The organism is Streptomyces sp. NBC_00237, assembly GCF_026342435.1.
GTDB lineage: Bacteria > Actinomycetota > Actinomycetes > Streptomycetales > Streptomycetaceae > Streptomyces.
This window is the reverse complement of the sequence record NZ_JAPEMT010000002.1, coordinates 1,940,914-1,957,683: the sequence shown is the minus strand read 5'-3', so window position 1 is coordinate 1,957,683 and position 16,770 is coordinate 1,940,914. Positions and strand designations below refer to the sequence as shown.

14 protein-coding genes are annotated in these 16,770 nt (G+C 70.0%); all 14 read left to right on the top strand.

The genetic code is table 11. From position 1 onward, the window contains the following. Positions 1-5: 5 nt before the first annotated feature. The 14 genes from lysA (at position 6) to OG897_RS22370 (ending at position 16,717) form a co-directional block, all read left to right on the top strand. Entirely contained in the window at positions 6-1,397 is a 1,392-nt protein-coding gene (lysA, locus tag OG897_RS22435; protein WP_266658979.1) for a diaminopimelate decarboxylase, read from the top strand. A 99-nt stretch (positions 1,398-1,496) separates the two neighbouring features. Beyond that, complete coding sequence (locus OG897_RS22430; RefSeq protein ID WP_266660409.1) at positions 1,497-2,786, top strand: homoserine dehydrogenase; 1,290 nt, start codon at positions 1,497-1,499, stop codon at positions 2,784-2,786. Positions 2,787-2,792: 6 nt separating this feature from the next. Continuing rightward, positions 2,793-3,863, top strand: coding sequence for a threonine synthase (thrC, locus tag OG897_RS22425; protein ID WP_266658978.1), 1,071 nt, complete (start codon positions 2,793-2,795; stop codon positions 3,861-3,863). Positions 3,864-4,286: 423 nt separating this feature from the next. Next, on the top strand, positions 4,287-5,219 hold the full coding sequence (gene thrB, locus OG897_RS22420; protein ID WP_266658977.1) for a homoserine kinase: 933 nt from the start codon (positions 4,287-4,289) through the stop codon (positions 5,217-5,219). A 378-nt stretch (positions 5,220-5,597) separates the two neighbouring features. Beyond that, positions 5,598-7,730, top strand: coding sequence for a transcription termination factor Rho (gene rho / locus OG897_RS22415; RefSeq protein WP_266658976.1), 2,133 nt, complete (start codon positions 5,598-5,600; stop codon positions 7,728-7,730). Positions 7,731-8,148: 418 nt separating this feature from the next. Beyond that, on the top strand, positions 8,149-9,252 hold the full coding sequence (locus tag OG897_RS22410) for an LCP family protein (protein WP_266658975.1): 1,104 nt from the start codon (positions 8,149-8,151) through the stop codon (positions 9,250-9,252). A 218-nt stretch (positions 9,253-9,470) separates the two neighbouring features. Then, positions 9,471-9,692 (top strand): 50S ribosomal protein L31, encoded by a 222-nt coding sequence (gene rpmE, locus OG897_RS22405; protein ID WP_189826677.1) that lies wholly within the window; start codon positions 9,471-9,473, stop codon positions 9,690-9,692. Between the two features lie 120 nt (positions 9,693-9,812). Continuing rightward, positions 9,813-10,892, top strand: coding sequence for a peptide chain release factor 1 (gene prfA / locus OG897_RS22400; RefSeq protein ID WP_266658974.1), 1,080 nt, complete (start codon positions 9,813-9,815; stop codon positions 10,890-10,892). A 74-nt stretch (positions 10,893-10,966) separates the two neighbouring features. Next, the gene (gene prmC / locus OG897_RS22395) at positions 10,967-11,812 is read left to right on the top strand and encodes a peptide chain release factor N(5)-glutamine methyltransferase (RefSeq protein ID WP_189826679.1); all 846 of its coding nucleotides are present in this window, start codon (positions 10,967-10,969) and stop codon (positions 11,810-11,812) included. A gap of 50 nt (positions 11,813-11,862) precedes the next feature. Then, the gene (locus OG897_RS22390) at positions 11,863-12,510 is read left to right on the top strand and encodes an L-threonylcarbamoyladenylate synthase (protein WP_266658973.1); all 648 of its coding nucleotides are present in this window, start codon (positions 11,863-11,865) and stop codon (positions 12,508-12,510) included. After that, on the top strand, positions 12,507-13,154 hold the full coding sequence (locus OG897_RS22385) for a protein-tyrosine-phosphatase (RefSeq protein ID WP_266658972.1): 648 nt from the start codon (positions 12,507-12,509) through the stop codon (positions 13,152-13,154). The genes OG897_RS22390 and OG897_RS22385 overlap by 4 nt, the downstream gene beginning before the upstream one ends. Before the next feature lie 112 nt (positions 13,155-13,266). Beyond that, a complete protein-coding gene (gene glyA / locus OG897_RS22380; protein ID WP_266658971.1) occupies positions 13,267-14,529 on the top strand; it encodes a serine hydroxymethyltransferase in 1,263 nt (420 codons plus the stop codon). A 127-nt stretch (positions 14,530-14,656) separates the two neighbouring features. Next, positions 14,657-16,000, top strand: a complete 1,344-nt coding sequence (locus OG897_RS22375; RefSeq protein ID WP_266658970.1) for an MraY family glycosyltransferase — start codon at positions 14,657-14,659, stop codon at positions 15,998-16,000. Between the two features lie 279 nt (positions 16,001-16,279). Beyond that, on the top strand, positions 16,280-16,717 hold the full coding sequence (locus tag OG897_RS22370) for a hypothetical protein (RefSeq protein WP_266660407.1): 438 nt from the start codon (positions 16,280-16,282) through the stop codon (positions 16,715-16,717). The last annotated feature ends 53 nt before the right edge of the window (positions 16,718-16,770 follow it).

Sequence of the window (16,770 nt, the reverse complement as noted above, 5' to 3'; positions counted from 1 at the left end):
GAACCATGAGCCGTTCCGCCCACCCCGCCGGGCCCCGTCACGCCGACGTTTTCCCGGAAGGCCACTACACCGCCCCCGCCGACGACCTCAACGCCCTCGACGAGAAGGTCTGGGCGCGGACCGTCGAGCGTGATGCGCGGGGTGTCGTACGCGTCGGGGGGATCGAAGTCACCCGGCTGGCCGAGGAGTTCGGGACTCCGGCCTACTTCCTCGACGAGGCCGACTTCCGGGCCCGGTGCCGCGCCTGGGCCGACGCCTTCGGCACCGAGGCCGACGTCTTCTACGCCGGGAAGGCGTTCCTGTCGCGCGCGATCGTGCGCTGGCTGAAGGAGGAGGGGCTGAATCTCGACGTGTGCTCCGGGGGCGAGCTGACCACCGCGCTCGACGCCGGGATGCCCGCCGAGCGCATCGCCTTCCACGGCAACAACAAGAGCGAGAGCGAGATCCGCAGGGCCGTCGAAATCGGCGTCGGGCGGATCGTGCTCGACTCCTTCCAGGAGATCGCCCGGGTCGCGCACATCGCGCAGGAGCTGGGCAAGCGCCAGCGCGTGCAGATCCGGGTGACGGTCGGCGTCGAGGCGCACACGCACGAGTTCATCGCCACCGCCCACGAGGACCAGAAGTTCGGCATCGCACTGGCCGGGGGACAGGCGGCGGAGGCCGTGCGGCGGGCGCTGAAGCTCGACGGGCTCGAGCTCATCGGGATTCACTCCCACATCGGCTCGCAGATCTTCGACATGGCGGGCTTCGAGGTCTCCGCACGGCGTGTCGTCCAGCTCCTCGCGGAGGTGCGCGACGAGCACGGGGTGGAGCTGCCCGAGATCGACCTCGGCGGCGGCCTCGGCATCGCGTACACCCCCGAGGACGACCCCCGCGAGCCCCAGGACATCGCCAAGGCGCTGACCGAGATCGTCACTCGCGAATGCGAAGCGGCAAGGCTGAGGACCCCCCGGATCTCCGTCGAGCCGGGCCGCGCCATCGTCGGCCCGACCGCCTTCACGCTGTACGAGGTCGGGACCGTCAAGCCCCTGGAGGGGCTGCGGACGTACGTGAGCGTCGACGGCGGCATGTCGGACAACATCCGCACCGCCCTGTACGACGCCGAGTACAGCGTGGCCCTCGTCTCGCGCCGCTCGGACGCGGAGCCGATGCTGGTGCGTGTGGTCGGCAAGCACTGCGAGAGCGGCGACATCGTCGTGCGGGACGCGTTCCTGCCCGCCGACACCGCCCCCGGTGACCTGCTCGCGGTGCCCGCGACCGGCGCTTACTGCCGTTCCATGGCGAGCAACTACAACCACGCGCTCCGCCCGCCCGTCGTCGCCGTCAAGGACGGCGCGGCGCGGGTGATCGTACGGCGCGAGACCGAGGAAGATCTCCTGCGGCTCGATGTCGGGTAATGGAATCCTCGTCTCAGTCACTGGACGGGGGATAGAAACTCCCGTCCGGTGGGTGAGACTGGTCAACACCGTAAGAAGTATGAGGAATGAGGTCGGATGATGCGTACGCGTCCGCTGAAGGTGGCGCTGCTGGGCTGTGGTGTGGTCGGCTCGGAAGTCGCACGCATCATGACGACGCACGCCGACGACCTCACGGCGCGCATCGGCGCGCCCGTCGAGCTCGTCGGAGTCGCCGTCCGCCAGCCCTCCAAGGTGCGTGCGGGCATCGACCCCGCACTCATCACCACCGACGCGAAAGCCCTGGTCAAACGGGGTGACATTGACGTCGTGATCGAGGTCATCGGCGGCATCGAGCCCGCCCGCACCCTCATCACCACCGCCTTCGAGCACGGTGCTTCCGTCGTCTCCGCGAACAAGGCGCTCCTCGCCGAGGACGGCGCGGCCCTGCACGCCGCCGCCGAGGAGCACGGCCGGGATCTGTACTACGAGGCGGCCGTCGCGGGCGCCATTCCGCTCGTACGGCCGCTGCGTGAGTCCCTCGCGGGCGACAAGGTCAACCGGGTCCTGGGCATCGTCAACGGCACCACGAACTTCATCCTCGACAAGATGGACTCGTCCGGAGCCGGTTACTCCGAGGCGCTCGACGAGGCCACCGCCCTCGGGTACGCCGAGGCCGACCCGACCGCCGACGTCGAGGGCTTCGACGCCGCCGCCAAGGCCGCCATCCTCGCCGGGATCGCCTTCCACACCCGGGTCAAGATCGGCGACGTGCACCGCGAGGGCCTCACCGAGGTAACCGCCGCGGACATCGCATCCGCAAAGCGGATGGGCTGCACCGTCAAGCTCCTCGCCATCTGCGAGCGCGCCGCCGACGGCCGGTCCGTCACCGCTCGCGTGCACCCCGCGATGATCCCGCTGACCCACCCGCTGGCCTCCGTCCGCGAGGCGTACAACGCGGTCTTCGTGGAAGCGGAGGCGGCCGGTCAGCTCATGTTCTACGGACCCGGAGCGGGCGGCGCGCCCACCGCGTCCGCCGTACTCGGCGACCTCGTGGCGGTCTGCCGCAACAAGCTGAGCGAGACCACGGGACCCGGCGAGTCCGCCTACACGCGGCTGCCCGTCAGCCCCATGGGCGACGTCGTCACCCGCTACCACATCAGCCTCGACGTGGCCGACAAGCCGGGCGTGCTCGCCCAGGTCGCGACGGTCTTCGCCGAACACGACGTGTCGATCGACACCGTCCGCCAGTCGGGGAAGGACGGCGAGGCGTCCCTCGTCGTCGTCACCCACCGCGCGCCCGACGCCGCCCTTTCCGGGACCGTCGAGGCACTGCGCAAGCTCGACACCGTCAGAGGTGTCGCCAGCATCATGCGTGTTGAAGGGGAGTAAGGACCCATGACCATCCAGGGCACCCACCAGTGGCGCGGCATCATCGAGGAGTACCGGGACCGGCTCCCGGTGACGGCCACGACGCCGGTCGTCTCGCTCGGCGAGGGCGGCACGCCGCTCGTCCGCGCGCAGGTCCTTTCCGAGCGCACGGGCTGCGAGGTGTACCTCAAGGTCGAGGGCGCCAACCCGACCGGGTCCTTCAAGGACCGAGGCATGACCATGGCGATCACGCGGGCCAAGGAGGAGGGCGCGAAGGCCGTCATCTGCGCCTCCACCGGCAACACCTCCGCCTCGGCCGCCGCCTACGCGGTGCGCGCGGGCATGGTCTGCGCCGTACTGGTCCCGCAGGGCAAGATCGCGCTTGGCAAGATGGGCCAGGCACTGGTCCACGGCGCGAAGATCCTCCAGGTCGACGGAAACTTCGACGACTGCCTGACCCTGGCCCGCTCGCTCTCCGACAACTACCCGGTGGCGCTGGTCAACTCGGTCAACCCGGTACGCATCGAGGGCCAGAAGACGGCCGCCTTCGAGATCGTCGACGCGCTCGGCGACGCCCCGGACATCCACGTCCTCCCGGTCGGCAACGCGGGCAACATCACCGCGTACTGGAAGGGCTACCGGGAGTACGCGGCCGACAAGCTCGCCACGCACACCCCCCGGATGTGGGGCTACCAGGCATCCGGCTCCGCGCCGATCGTGCGCGGCGAGATCGTCAAGGACCCCTCGACGGTCGCCACCGCGATCCGCATCGGCAACCCGGCCTCCTGGGACTTCGCGCTCGCCGCGCGGGATGAGTCGGGCGGCCACATCGACGAGGTGACGGACCGTCAAATCCTGTCGGCCTACCGCCTGTTGGCCTCCCAGGAGGGCGTCTTCGTGGAGCCCGCGTCGGCCGCGTCGGTCGCCGGTCTCCTGAAGGCCGCCGAAGAGGGCAAGGTCGACAAGGGCCAGCGCATCGTCTGCACCGTCACGGGCAACGGGCTCAAGGACCCCGACTGGGCCGTCGCGGGCGCCCCCCAGCCGGTCACGGTCCCGGTCGACGCCGCCACCGCCGCCGAAAAGCTCGGCCTGGCGTAAGCACTCCGAGGCGCGGCCCGCCCTCCTCACCGGGGCGCGGGCCACGTCTTCCGCCAGGGCGCGGACCGCACCTTTCACCGGGCGCGGGCCATGCACCAAGGGGCGCGGGGCTGTATCGATGTGCGGCTCCGCGGCGTGGGCGCGACCAGCCGCATCGGACCCGCACGGAACCCCGCACCCCAACCGGGCGACCGCCCAACCCCTGCGGCCCGCGCCCAAGCGGCCCACGCCCAAGCGACACGTGCGCCCTATGTCGCCAGGGAACCTTCCTTCGATAGGCTGTACCGAACCCGCCACGCCGCATATGCGCGGCGTCGTTGCCGTACAGGCCCGGGACCACGGTTCCCGGAGTTCCGAAAGCCCTCGAAGCGAAGTCCTCACCACCTCGCCAACACCCCAGCCACACAAGGAGATCGTCGAGCGATGGCCGGTCCCGCTTTCCGAGCCGCCGCCGTGCGCGTGCGCGTCCCCGCCACCAGTGCCAACCTGGGGCCGGGCTTCGACGCCTTCGGCCTGGCGGTCGGCTTGTACGACGACGTGGTCGTACGCGTCGCCGACTCCGGCCTGCACATCGACATCGCGGGCGAGGGCGCCGAGACGCTGCCCCGCGACGAACGGCACCTTCTCGTACGGGCCATGCGCACCGCCTTCGACGTGCTCGGCGGCCAGCCGCGCGGCCTGGAGATCGTCTGCGCCAACCGCATCCCGCACGGCCGTGGCCTCGGTTCCTCCTCCGCCGCGATCTGCGCGGGCATCATGGCCGCCCGCGCGGTGACCATAGGCGGCGACGCCAAGCTGGACGACGAGGCCCTCCTGGAGCTCGCCACCGAGATCGAGGGCCACCCCGACAACGTCGCCGCCTGCCTCCTCGGCGGCTTCACCCTCGCCTGGATGGACTCGGGAGCGGCGCGCGCGATCCGGATGGACCCCGCGGATTCCATCGTTCCGGTGGTCTTCGTGCCCTCCACGCCGGTCCTCACCGAGGCCGCCCGCGGTCTTCTCCCCCGTACGGTCCCCCATGTGGACGCAAGCGTGAACGCGGGCCGCGCCGCCCTGCTCGTCGAGGCCCTGACCAGGCGCCCCGAGCTGCTGCTGCCCGCCACCGAGGACCGTCTCCACCAGGACTACCGGACCCCCGCGATGCCCGAGAGCCTCGCGCTGGTGGCCCGGCTGCGCGCGGACGGCGTTCCCGCCGTCATCTCCGGTGCGGGCCCCACGGTCCTCGCACTGGCCGAGGACGGTACGGCCGACAAGGTCGTACGGATGGCGGGCGACGGATGGGCCGAGGCGCGGCTCAACCTCGACGCCGTAGGGGCGTGCGTGCTTCCGCTCGCACCGCAGGACGTGTCCGGATAGGGCCGCGAGCGATTGCCGGTGGAAGAGAGGGGGAATGTTTGTTGGAGCCGGTAGTGTTAATCTCAAGTCTGCATCCGACGCCCTTGCGGCGCGGTGCATGGTGTCCCCTTCGGGACCATCTTCTTCCGGGAGCCTCCCCAAACTGCCTGAGCAGCCTGCCTGAGCAGTTTTGAGCACGCTCCGGAACCGGCACGACACCCCGCGTTCTTCCCAGAGGGGGCAACTGGGGACTTCGGGTCGGAACCCCACGCACGTTTATCTCTCCGCCACATCCGGCGGACCACCGCCCCGGCACGGTTCTTCCTAGGGAACCGCCGGCACAGCACAACCGGTCGCCGAGCCAGACAGGCCGACGTCCGCTCCAGGGAAGGACCCTTCGTGAGCGACACCACCGATCTGATGGGCGTGACTGCCGACAAGAATGTCGACAACGCGTCCGACGCAGGTGCTGCCACCGGCAGTGCCCCAAGGCGCCGCCGCTCCGGCACCGGCCTGGACGGCATGGTCCTGGCCGAGCTGCAGCAGGTCGCGTCCGGCCTCGGGATCAAGGGCACCGCGCGCATGCGCAAGGGCCAGCTGATCGAGGTCATCAAGGAGACGCAGGCAGGCGGCGGCACCGCCCCGGCCAAGAGCGCCCCGGCCGAGGCCGAGACCAAGCCGAAGCGCCGCGCCACCGCCAAGTCCCGCGCCGTCGAGGCCGCTCCGGAAGCCGAGGCTCCGGCGAAGGCCGAGAAGGCCGTCGCGCAGCAGCAGATCGACATTCCGGGCCAGCCCGCGAGTGACGACCAGCCGGTCGGCGAGCGCCGCCGCCGCCGCGCCACCGCAGCGGCCGGAAGCCCCGAACAGGCCACCTCCGCCAGTGAGGTGACGGACCGCCAGAAGTCCGAGCCCAAGGGTGACGTCAAGACCGAGGTCAAGGCCGAGGCGCAGACGGACGTCAAGACCGACGCCAAGGCCGACCAGGCGGTCGACAACGCCGAGGGCCGCCGTGACCGAGGCAACCGAGGCGACCGTCAGGGTCGCGGCGACCGCCAGGACCGCCAGAGCCGTCGTGACCGCGACCGTGACCGCGACCGAGGGAACAAGGGCGGCGACGACCAGGGCCAGGGCCGCCAGCAGCGCCAGGGCCAGGGTCAGGGCCAGGGCCAAGCCGGTGGCGGAAGCCAGGGCGGCCAGGTCAGCGGCGGGAACCAGGGCAACCAGGGCCGCGACCGTGACCGCGACCGTGACCGTGACAATGGTCCGCAGGACGACGACGACTTCGAGGGCGGCCGTCGCGGCCGTCGTGGCCGCTACCGCGACCGCCGTGGCCGTCGTGGCCGCGACGAGTTCGGCAGCGACGCCCCGCCGCAGGTCAACGACGACGACGTTCTGATTCCCGTCGCGGGCATCCTGGACATCCTCGACAACTACGCGTTCATCCGTACGTCCGGCTACCTGCCGGGCCCGAACGACGTGTACGTCTCCCTCGCCCAGGTCCGCAAGAACGGCCTGCGCAAGGGCGACCACACCACGGGTGCGGTCCGCCAGCCCAAGGACGGCGAGCGCCGCGAGAAGTTCAACGCGCTGGTGCGCCTGGACTCCGTCAACGGCATGGCGCCGGAGAGCGGCCGAGGCCGCCCCGAGTTCCAGAAGCTCACCCCGCTCTACCCGCAGGACCGGCTGCGCCTGGAGACCGACCCGGGCGTCCTGACGACCCGGATCATCGACCTCGTCGCGCCGATCGGCAAGGGCCAGCGCGGTCTGATCGTGGCCCCGCCGAAGACCGGCAAGACCATGATCATGCAGGCCATCGCCAACGCGATCACGGTCAACAACCCCGAGTGCCACCTGATGGTCGTCCTGGTCGACGAGCGTCCGGAAGAGGTCACCGACATGCAGCGGTCGGTGAAGGGCGAGGTCATCTCCTCGACCTTCGACCGCCCCGCCGAGGACCACACCACGGTCGCCGAGCTCGCCATCGAGCGCGCCAAGCGTCTGGTGGAGCTGGGCCACGACGTCGTCGTTCTGCTGGACTCCATCACCCGCCTGGGCCGTGCGTACAACCTGGCGGCCCCGGCCTCCGGGCGCATCCTCTCCGGTGGTGTCGACTCGACCGCGCTCTACCCGCCGAAGCGCTTCTTCGGTGCGGCGCGCAACATCGAGGACGGCGGCTCGCTGACCATCCTCGCCACCGCGCTGGTCGACACCGGGTCCCGCATGGACGAGGTGATCTTCGAGGAGTTCAAGGGCACCGGCAACATGGAGCTCAAGCTCGACCGGAAGCTCGCCGACAAGCGGATCTTCCCCGCGGTGGACGTCGACCCGTCCGGTACGCGTAAGGAAGAGATCCTCCTCAACGCGGAGGAGCTGGCGATCGTCTGGAAGCTGCGGCGGGTGCTGCACGCGCTCGACTCGCAGCAGGCGATCGAGCTGCTGCTCGACAAGATGAAGCAGACGAAGTCGAACGCGGAGTTCCTGATGCAGATCGCCAAGACGACTCCGTCGGGCAACGGCAACTCCAACGACTAGTCGCCCTCGGGCGCAGCTGGTCTCGTACGAGCCCGGGTGCGGGTCACTCTCCCAGTGACCCGCACCCGGGCTCGTGGCGTTTCCCGTAGAACCAGCCCGTCCGGCGTTGGAGGACACCCGCCGCAGGCGAACCCGAGCTACGCGAGCCGTGACCCGTTCGAGACTTGCGCCACACCCGTCACACGGCGTGATCATGAAATATCCCCGCACCCGCACCGGAGAAGGCGCAGCTCAGCGCAGATAAGAAGCCCTCTTAGAGGAGTCCGGCAGCATGCGGGCCAAGCCTCTTCCGCGCCAGGCACGCGGCACCGCTGTGCAACCCTTCTGGGTAATTCAACGTCTGACAAGTGTCGACAAACCGTGCCTGATCCACCACGGCAGGGGGAACGCGGGTTATCCACGAGGGACTGAGGAGCAGATGAGCGACCAGGGCAGGAGCGGCCGAATACGGGCCACCGGCAAGCGCCGGGCAGAGCGCAAGCGCCGGAAGGGCGCCACCCTGGCATGGGTGGCCGCAGGAGTGGTGCTGGTCGGCGGCGGCGGCCTCGGCGCCGTCTACTTCAAGCTCAACGGCAACCTCAAGGGCGTCGACATCAACGGCGCCCTCGGCACCGACCGTCCCGACGAGGTCGACAACGGATCGCAGGACATCCTCGTCCTCGGCTCCGACTCCCGCCACGGCGACAACGCCAAGTACGGGACCGACGAGGGCGGCGCCCGCTCCGACACGGCGATGATCCTGCACGTGTACGAGGGCCACAAGAAGGCCAGCATCGTCTCGATCCCGCGCGACACCCTCGTCTCCCGCCCGGAGTGCGTCTCCGACAAGGACGGCAGGACGAAGGTCCCGGCGGCCGACCGCCAGATGTTCAACACGGCGTACGAGGTCGGCGGCCCCGCCTGCGCGGTGAAGACCGTCGAGACGATGTCCGGCATCCGCATGGACCACTACGTCGAGGTCGACTTCACCGGCTTCAAGAAGCTCATCGACGAGCTCGGCGGCGTCCCGGTCACCACCACCAAGGCGATCAAGGACTCCAAGAGCCACCTCGACCTCCCGCCCGGCACCCACCAGCTCAACGGCGAGCAGTCCCTCGGACTCGTACGCACCCGGAAGAGCGTCGGCGACGGCAGCGACCTCGGCCGCATCCAGCTTCAGCAGGCGTTCATGAAGGCCCTGATCACGCAGGTCAAGGACATCGGGGTGTTCACCAACCCCAAGAAGCTGTACGACCTCGGGGACGCGGCCACCAAGGCCGTGACGACCGACAACGACCTGGCCTCCGTGTCCAGCCTCGTCTCCTTCGCCAACGGCCTCAAGGGCATCGGCGCCGAGGACATGAAGATGGTCACCCTGCCCGTCCAGTACGACCCCCGGGACCCCAACCGCGTGGTCCCCCTGGACAAGCAGTCCCAGGAGCTCTGGCGGGCGCTCAGGGCCGACCTGCCCATCCCCGCGTCCGTCACCGAGGGCTCGGCGGGCGACAAGGGCGACGCCGGGAAGATCGTCAGCGGCGGCTGAGGACCGTCGGCGCCGATCGGGGCGTCGCCGGGGGCGGCGGCCGGAAACAGCCGTCCCCCCGTGGCGTGGAATACATCGGGGGCCCTCCCCGTTGAGACCATTGCCTTCGAATTTTGAAGCGGGGGCCAGCCCTGGCAGACTGGTCCGTCGGCCCCGGTTCACGTACCCGCAAATCCGCGGATGCGACCCGGTGCCCTCCCGAAACTCTAGGAGTCACCTTGAAGCGCGATGTTCACCCCGAGTACGTCGAGACCCAGGTCAGCTGCACCTGTGGCGCGTCGTTCACCACCCGTAGCACCCTGACCGAAGGCACCATCCGTGCCGAGGTCTGCTCCGAGTGCCACCCGTTCTACACGGGCAAGCAGAAGATCCTCGACACCGGTGGCCGCGTGGCCCGCTTCGAGGCCCGCTTCGGCAAGGCCGGCTCCGCCGCGAAGTAGCGAGTCATCGCGCCGGTCCTCGACCGCTCCCCACCGGAGCGGAGGAGGACCGGCGCTTTGTCGTGACGCAGGCGCTCAATCTTCACTACTTAGCGAATTAGCGAACCCAGGAGCCCGAAGATGTTCGAGGCGGTCGAGGACCTGATCGGCGAGCACGTCGATCTTGAGAAGAAGCTGGCCGACCCGTCGGTCCACTCGGACCAGGCGAACGCGCGCAAGCTCAACAAGCGCTATGCCGAACTCACCCCGATCATCGGCACCTACAAGGCATGGAAGCAGACCGGCGAGGACATCGAGACCGCCCGCGAGTTCATGGCGGACGACCCCGACTTCGCCGCCGAGGTCAAGGACCTGGAGAAGCAGCGCGAGGAGATCACCGAGAAGCTGCGGCTCCTCCTCGTCCCCCGGGACCCCAACGACGACAAGGACGTCATCCTTGAGGTCAAGGCGGGCGCGGGCGGCGACGAGTCCGCCCTGTTCGCCGGTGACCTGCTGCGCATGTACCTCAGGTACGCGGAGCGCGTCGGCTGGAAGACCGAGATCATCGACGCCACCGAGTCCGAGCTGGGCGGCTACAAGGACGTCCAGGTCGCCGTCAAGACCAAGGGCGGCAACGGCGCCACCGAGCCCGGCCAGGGCGTGTGGGCCCGCCTCAAGTACGAGGGCGGCGTGCACCGCGTGCAGCGCGTGCCCTCCACCGAGTCGCAGGGCCGCATCCACACCTCCGCCGCCGGCGTGCTCGTCACGCCCGAGGCCGAGGAGGTCGAGGTCGAGGTCAACATGAACGACCTGCGCATCGACGTCTACCGCTCGTCCGGCCCCGGCGGCCAGTCCGTCAACACCACCGACTCCGCCGTGCGCATCACGCACCTGCCGACCGGTGTCGTCGCCTCCTGCCAGAACGAGAAGAGCCAGCTCCAGAACAAGGAGCAGGCCATGCGCATCCTGCGCTCCCGCCTGCTGGCCGCCGCCCAGGAGGCCGCCGAGCGCGAAGCCTCGGACGTGCGTCGCAGCCAGGTGCGTACGGTCGACCGCTCCGAGAAGATCCGGACGTACAACTTCCCGGAAAACCGGATCTCCGACCACCGCGTCAACTTCAAGGCGTACAACTTGGACCAGGTCCTCGACGGCGACCTCACCGCCGTCATCCAGGCCCTCGTCGACGCCGACTCCGCGGCGAAGCTCGCCGCCGCGCAGTAAGCACGCGTCCGTACGCGACCCGTACGGACGAAAGAGCCTGACACCCAGCTGTCCCTGCAAGCCGGAGGAACCGGATGAATCTGCTGCTCGCCGAGGTGGCGCAGGCCACCCAGCGGCTGGCCGACGCCGGCGTGCCCTCACCGCGCTTCGACGCGGAGGAGCTCGCCTCGTTCGTCCACGGCGTCAAGCGGGGAGAGCTGCACCGGGTCCCCGACAGCGACTTCGACGCCCGCTACTGGGAGGCCATCGCCCGCCGCGAGGCCCGCGAACCGCTCCAGCACATCACCGGACGCGCCTTCTTCCGCTACCTGGAGCTCCAGGTCGGACCAGGCGTGTTCGTGCCGAGGCCGGAGACCGAGTCGGTCGTCAGCTGGGCGATAGACGCCGTACGCGCCATGGACGTCGTCGAGCCGCTGATCATCGACCTGTGCACCGGCTCCGGCGCCATCGCGCTCGCCCTGGCCCAGGAGGTGCCGCGCTCGCGCGTGCACGCCGTGGAGCTGGACGAGGGCGCCCTGAAGTGGACCCGGAAGAACGTTGACGGGTCGCGGGTCGTCCTCCACCACGGCGACGCGCGCACCGCGCTGCCCGAGCTGGACGGCCAGGTCGACCTCGTCATCTCCAATCCGCCGTACATCCCGCTCACCGAGTGGGAGTACGTCGCCCCCGAGGCCCGCGACCACGACCCCGAGATGGCGCTGTTCTCCGGCGAGGACGGCCTCGACCTGATCCGGGGCATCGAGCGCACCGCCCACCGCCTGCTGCGCCCCGGCGGCGTCGTCGTCATCGAGCACGCCGACACCCAGGGCGGCCAGGTCCCGTGGATCTTCACCGAGGAGCGGGGCTGGGCGGACGCCGCCGACCACCCGGACCTCAACAACCGGCCGCGCTTCGCCACCGCCCGCAAGGCGATGCCGTGACCAGTTCGATGTCGTACAACAAGAAGTTCCTGCCCGAGGGGGTCCGTTAAATGGCACGGCGATACGACTGCAACGACGCGACCGACCGCAAGACCGGTCTGCGCGAAGCCGCCTCGGCCGTCCGCCGGGGCGAGCTGGTCGTCCTGCCCACCGACACCGTCTACGGGATCGGTGCGGACGCCTTCAGCAGCGAGGCCGTCGGCGACCTGCTGGAGGCCAAGGGACGCGGGCGCAACATGCCGAGCCCCGTGCTGATCGGCTCCCCGAACACGCTGCACGGCCTGGTCACGGACTTCTCCGAGCAGGCGTGGGAGCTCGTCGACGCCTTCTGGCCCGGCGGGCTGACGCTCGTCGCCAGGCACCAGCCGTCGTTGCAGTGGGACCTGGGCGACACCCGGGGCACCGTCGCCATCCGGATGCCGCTGCACCCGATCGCCATCGAGCTGCTCACCGAGGTCGGCCCGATGGCCGTCTCCTCGGGAAACCTCACCGGGCACCCGTCGCCCGAGACCTGCGACGCCGCCCTCGACATGCTGGGCGACTCCGTTTCGGTGTACCTGGACGGCGGCCCCACCCCCGGCAACCTGCCGTCCTCGATCGTCGACGTGACCGGCCCGGTGCCGGTGCTGCTGCGTGCGGGAGTGCTCAGTGCGGAGGAGCTCCGCAAGGTCGTGCCCGATCTTGAGGTGGCGAGTTGACCGCCCTTGACGGGCGTGGCACAGCAGAAGGCATATCGGGGACCACCTTCCGTATCCTCCACGTCAGCACCGGCAACGTGTGCCGCTCGCCGATCACCGAGCGGCTGACCCGGCATGCCCTGGGGGAGCGGCTCGGGGATCCGCTCTGCGGTGGCCTCGTCGTCGAGAGCGCCGGTACGTGGGGGCACGAGGGTGCGCCCATGGAGGCCAACGCCGCGGCCGTCCTCGCGGACTTCGGGGCGGACGCCTCGGGTTTCGTGGGGCGTGAGCTGCTGGACGAGCACGTCATCCGGGCCGATCTGGTGCTGACCGCCACGCGGGACCACCGGGCGCAGGTCATCTCGATGGGGCACTCGGCGGGGCTGCGGACCTTCACGCTGAAGGAGTTCAACCGGCTCGTACGGGCCATAGACCCGCTGACCCTGCCCGATCCGGTCGAGTGCGGGGTGGTCGAGCGGGCGCGGGCGCTGGTGCGGGCGGCGGCGGCCCTGCGCGGGTGGCTGCTGGCTCCCACGGAGGAGGCGGACGAGGTGTACGACCCGTACGGGGCGCCGATCACGTTCTTCCGGTCGATCGGCGAGGAGATCAGTGTGGCGCTGGATCCGGTGGTGACGGCGCTGACCGGAGTGCCGGGCAAGGACTGAGCGTCCGGCGGGCCTTGGGCCGCGCTCCCGAACGCCGCGCGGCAAGGGTGTGGTGGGCCTACATTGGGGGACACGTCACTCAGGTTCCCTCACCGCAGGCCCGGAGTCAGAGATGTCCGTCGTCGATGAGCGTCCCCCCGCCCCCGAGCACCCGGGCGCCGACTTCGACGCCCTCGCACGGCTCGATCCGGAGATCGCCGACATCGTGAGGGCCGAGGCACAGCGCGAGGCCCAGGGGCTCCAGCTCGTCGCCGCCGAGAACTTCACCTCGCCCGCCGTACTGGCCGCGCTCGGCTCGGTGCTGGCCAACAAGTACGCCGAGGGATACCCGGGGGCCCGCCACCACGGCGGGTGCGAGGTCGTCGACGCGGCGGAGCGGATCGCCGTCGACCGGGCGAAGGGGCTCTTCGGGGCCGCGCACGCCAATGTGCAGCCGCATTCGGGGTCGGCCGCGGTGCTCGCCGCGTACGCCGCGCTGCTCAAGCCGGGGGACACGCTGCTGGCCATGGGGCTGCCGTCCGGCGGGCACCTCACCCACGGGTCGCCGAGCAACTTCTCCGGGCGGTGGTTCGACGTCGTCGGGTACGGGGTCGACGCCGGGACCGGGCTCATCGACTACGAGCAGGTGTGGGCGCTGGCGCGCAAGCACCGGCCGCGCGCGATCGTGGTGGGGTCCATCTCGTACCCCCGGCATCCGGACTACGCGGCCTTCCGGGGCATCGCCGACGACGTCGGGGCGTATCTGGTGGCCGACGCCGCGCATCCCATCGGGCTGGTGGCCGGGGGAGCGGCGCCCAATCCCGTTCCGTACGCGGACGTCGTCTGCGCGACGACGCACAAGGTACTCAGGGGGCCGCGCGGCGGGATGCTGCTGTGCGGGGAGGAACTGGCGGAGCGCGTCGACCGGGCGGTGTTCCCGTTCACCCAGGGGGGCGCGCAGATGCACACCATCGCGGCGAAGGCGGTGGCCTTCGGGGAGGCGGCAGGGCCGGCGTTCACCGCGTACGCCCATCAGGTGGTTTCCAACGCGCGCGTGCTGGCGGAAGGGCTGGCGGCGGAGGGGTTCGCGCTGACGACAGGGGGGACCGACACGCATCTCATCACCGTCGACCCGGCTCCGCTGGGGATGGACGGGCGCGAGGCCAAGGGGCTGCTGGCGGCGGCGGGTGTCGTGCTCGACACGTGTGCGTTGCCGTACGGGGATCCGGAGCGGCGGGGGCTGCGGCTGGGCACGGCCGCCGTGACCACGCAGGGCATGGGCGAGGCGGAGATGGCCCGCGTGGTGGCACTGTTCGCGCTGGCGCTGAGGGGGGAGCGGAATGCGGCCACGGAGGTACGCGCGCTGGCGAGGCGCTTTCCCCCGTATCGAGGGTGAAAGAGTTCGTCCTTACCGGGGCTTACCGGGGGCGAACGGGCGGTGTGGAACCGTCCGCCGCACCCGAGTGTCCTCAACCCCGCAGCCGCGAAGCTAGGGTGTGGGGCTGAGATGGCCAGCGATAACTGTGGGGCAGCCCGTGCGTGAATACCTGTTGACGCTCTGCGTCACGGCCGCGGTGACCTATCTGCTGACGGGGCCGGTGCGGAAGTTCGCCATCGCCTCCGGAGCGATGCCGGAGATCCGCGCCCGCGACGTCCACCGGGAGCCGACACCGCGGCTCGGCGGGATCGCCATGTTCGGCGGTCTGTGTGCGGGGCTGCTGGTGGCGGACCACCTGGAGAGCCTCAACGGTGTCTTCGACCTGTCGAACGAGCCACGGGCGCTGCTGTCGGGCGCCGCCGTGATCTGGCTGATCGGCGTGCTCGACGACAAGTTCGAGATCGACGCCCTGATCAAGCTGGGCGGACAGTTCATCGCCGCCGGTGTGATGGTGATGCAGGGGCTCACCGTGCTGTACCTGCCGGTTCCCGGGGTCGGTCCGGTCTCGCTCACCCCCTGGCAGGGCAATCTGCTGACGGTCGCGCTCGTCGTCATCACCATCAACGCGGTGAACTTCGTGGACGGGCTCGACGGCCTCGCCGCCGGCATGGTGTGCATCGCGGCCACCGCGTTCTTCCTGTACGCGTACCGGATGTGGTTCCGGTACGGGATCGAGGAGGCGGCCCCCGCGACGCTGTTCGCGGCGATCCTGATCGGCATGTGTGTGGGCTTCCTGCCGCACAACATGCATCCGGCCCGGATCTTCATGGGCGACTCCGGGTCGATGCTGATCGGGCTGGTGCTCGCGGCCGGGGCGATCTCCATCACCGGGCAGGTCGACTCGGACGTGCTGAACCTCTTCGTCGGCGGCGAGCGGGCGGCGACGCACGCCATGCTGCCCGTGTTCATCCCGCTGCTGCTGCCGCTGACGATCATCGCGATCCCGTTCGCCGACCTGATGCTGGCGATCATGCGCAGGACCTGGCAGGGGAAGTCGCCGTTCGCGGCGGACCGCGGGCACCTGCACCACCGTCTGCTGGAGATCGGCCACTCGCACAGCCGGGCGGTGCTGATCATGTACTTCTGGTCGGCGCTGATCGCGTTCGGCATGGTCGCGTACTCGGTGAACTCGGCCAGCATGTGGATCGTGCTGGTGGTCGTCGGGCTGAGCGCGCTGGGTCTCGTCCTGCTGCTCCTGCCGCGCTTCACCCCGCGTGCTCCGCGGTGGATGGAAGCCTTCGTGCCGCCCCGCTACCGGCGTAGCGGCAGGCAGGCGGTGGCGTCCTCCGCAGAGGCGTCCACGGGGGCCCAGGAGGCTGCTGGGGCGACGGAGGAAGAGAGCGACGGAAGCGACGAAGGGGACCGGGCGCCGGTCGCGGCGGGCGTCAACGGGTCGACTGCGGTGGGCACCCGTTCGCGTTTCAACTGATGTCTCCACGTTGACGATTGCCTCAGTGGAGCCCATTACCAGACAAAGCGATGGCGTGCACTGCACACACGGGCGGGGTCACTCTCATGTGTGACAGCAACCACACTTTCCGGGTAAAGACTGCATCAAATAGTTTGTGATACGGTTCACGAGACCCGGCGACAGAGCCGAAGGGCCCCGGTGCGAGGGCCCATCGGCCCGAGGACCCTTCTCGATCCGGGCTTACGCTCGTCCATGACGACACCCACTGCCCCCACCAAGCAAAGCGGAGCTGCCGCCATGCCGTCCAACGACGTCCGGACACTCCTTCGAACCGCCGTACCTTCCGCTGCCGTCGGCGCTGTCGCCGTGCTGGTCAGCGCGTTGGTCGGGGGCGGCGAAGGTGCGCTCGGGGCACTCGTCGGCGCGGCGGTCTCGCTCGTTTTCATGGGGGGTGGGCTGGTGGCACTCCAGCGCACCGCGAAGCGGCTGCCGCAGCTCTTTCAGGCCATGGGGCTCCTGCTCTACGTCCTGCAACTGCTGCTGCTGTTCGTCTTCCTGGCAGTGTTCAAGGGAACAGAGCTGTTCGACTTCAAGGCGTTCGGTTTCACGCTGCTCGCCGTCACCCTCGTGTGGGTCGCCGCCCAGGCGCGCGCCTACATGAAGGCCAAGATCTTTTACGTCGACCCCGATTCGTCCGAGGCCGAGAAGCCCCAGAAGACCGGGTCCGCGACGTGAAGGGTAGGGCCGGGATAAATGGCCGTTCGAGATGCTGCTATCGTCCGGTGCCA

Coding starts and splice junctions, on each gene's coding strand:
- OG897_RS22430 (WP_266660409.1), top strand. CDS start 1,497: ATGCGTACGCGTCCGCTGAAGGTGGCGCTGCTGGGCTGTGGTGTGGTC.
- prfA (WP_266658974.1), top strand. CDS start 9,813: ATGTTCGAGGCGGTCGAGGACCTGATCGGCGAGCACGTCGATCTTGAG.
- lysA (WP_266658979.1), top strand. CDS start 6: ATGAGCCGTTCCGCCCACCCCGCCGGGCCCCGTCACGCCGACGTTTTC.
- OG897_RS22390 (WP_266658973.1), top strand. CDS start 11,863: ATGGCACGGCGATACGACTGCAACGACGCGACCGACCGCAAGACCGGT.
- prmC (WP_189826679.1), top strand. CDS start 10,967: ATGAATCTGCTGCTCGCCGAGGTGGCGCAGGCCACCCAGCGGCTGGCC.
- thrB (WP_266658977.1), top strand. CDS start 4,287: ATGGCCGGTCCCGCTTTCCGAGCCGCCGCCGTGCGCGTGCGCGTCCCC.
- glyA (WP_266658971.1), top strand. CDS start 13,267: ATGTCCGTCGTCGATGAGCGTCCCCCCGCCCCCGAGCACCCGGGCGCC.
- thrC (WP_266658978.1), top strand. CDS start 2,793: ATGACCATCCAGGGCACCCACCAGTGGCGCGGCATCATCGAGGAGTAC.
- OG897_RS22410 (WP_266658975.1), top strand. CDS start 8,149: ATGAGCGACCAGGGCAGGAGCGGCCGAATACGGGCCACCGGCAAGCGC.
- OG897_RS22370 (WP_266660407.1), top strand. CDS start 16,280: ATGCCGTCCAACGACGTCCGGACACTCCTTCGAACCGCCGTACCTTCC.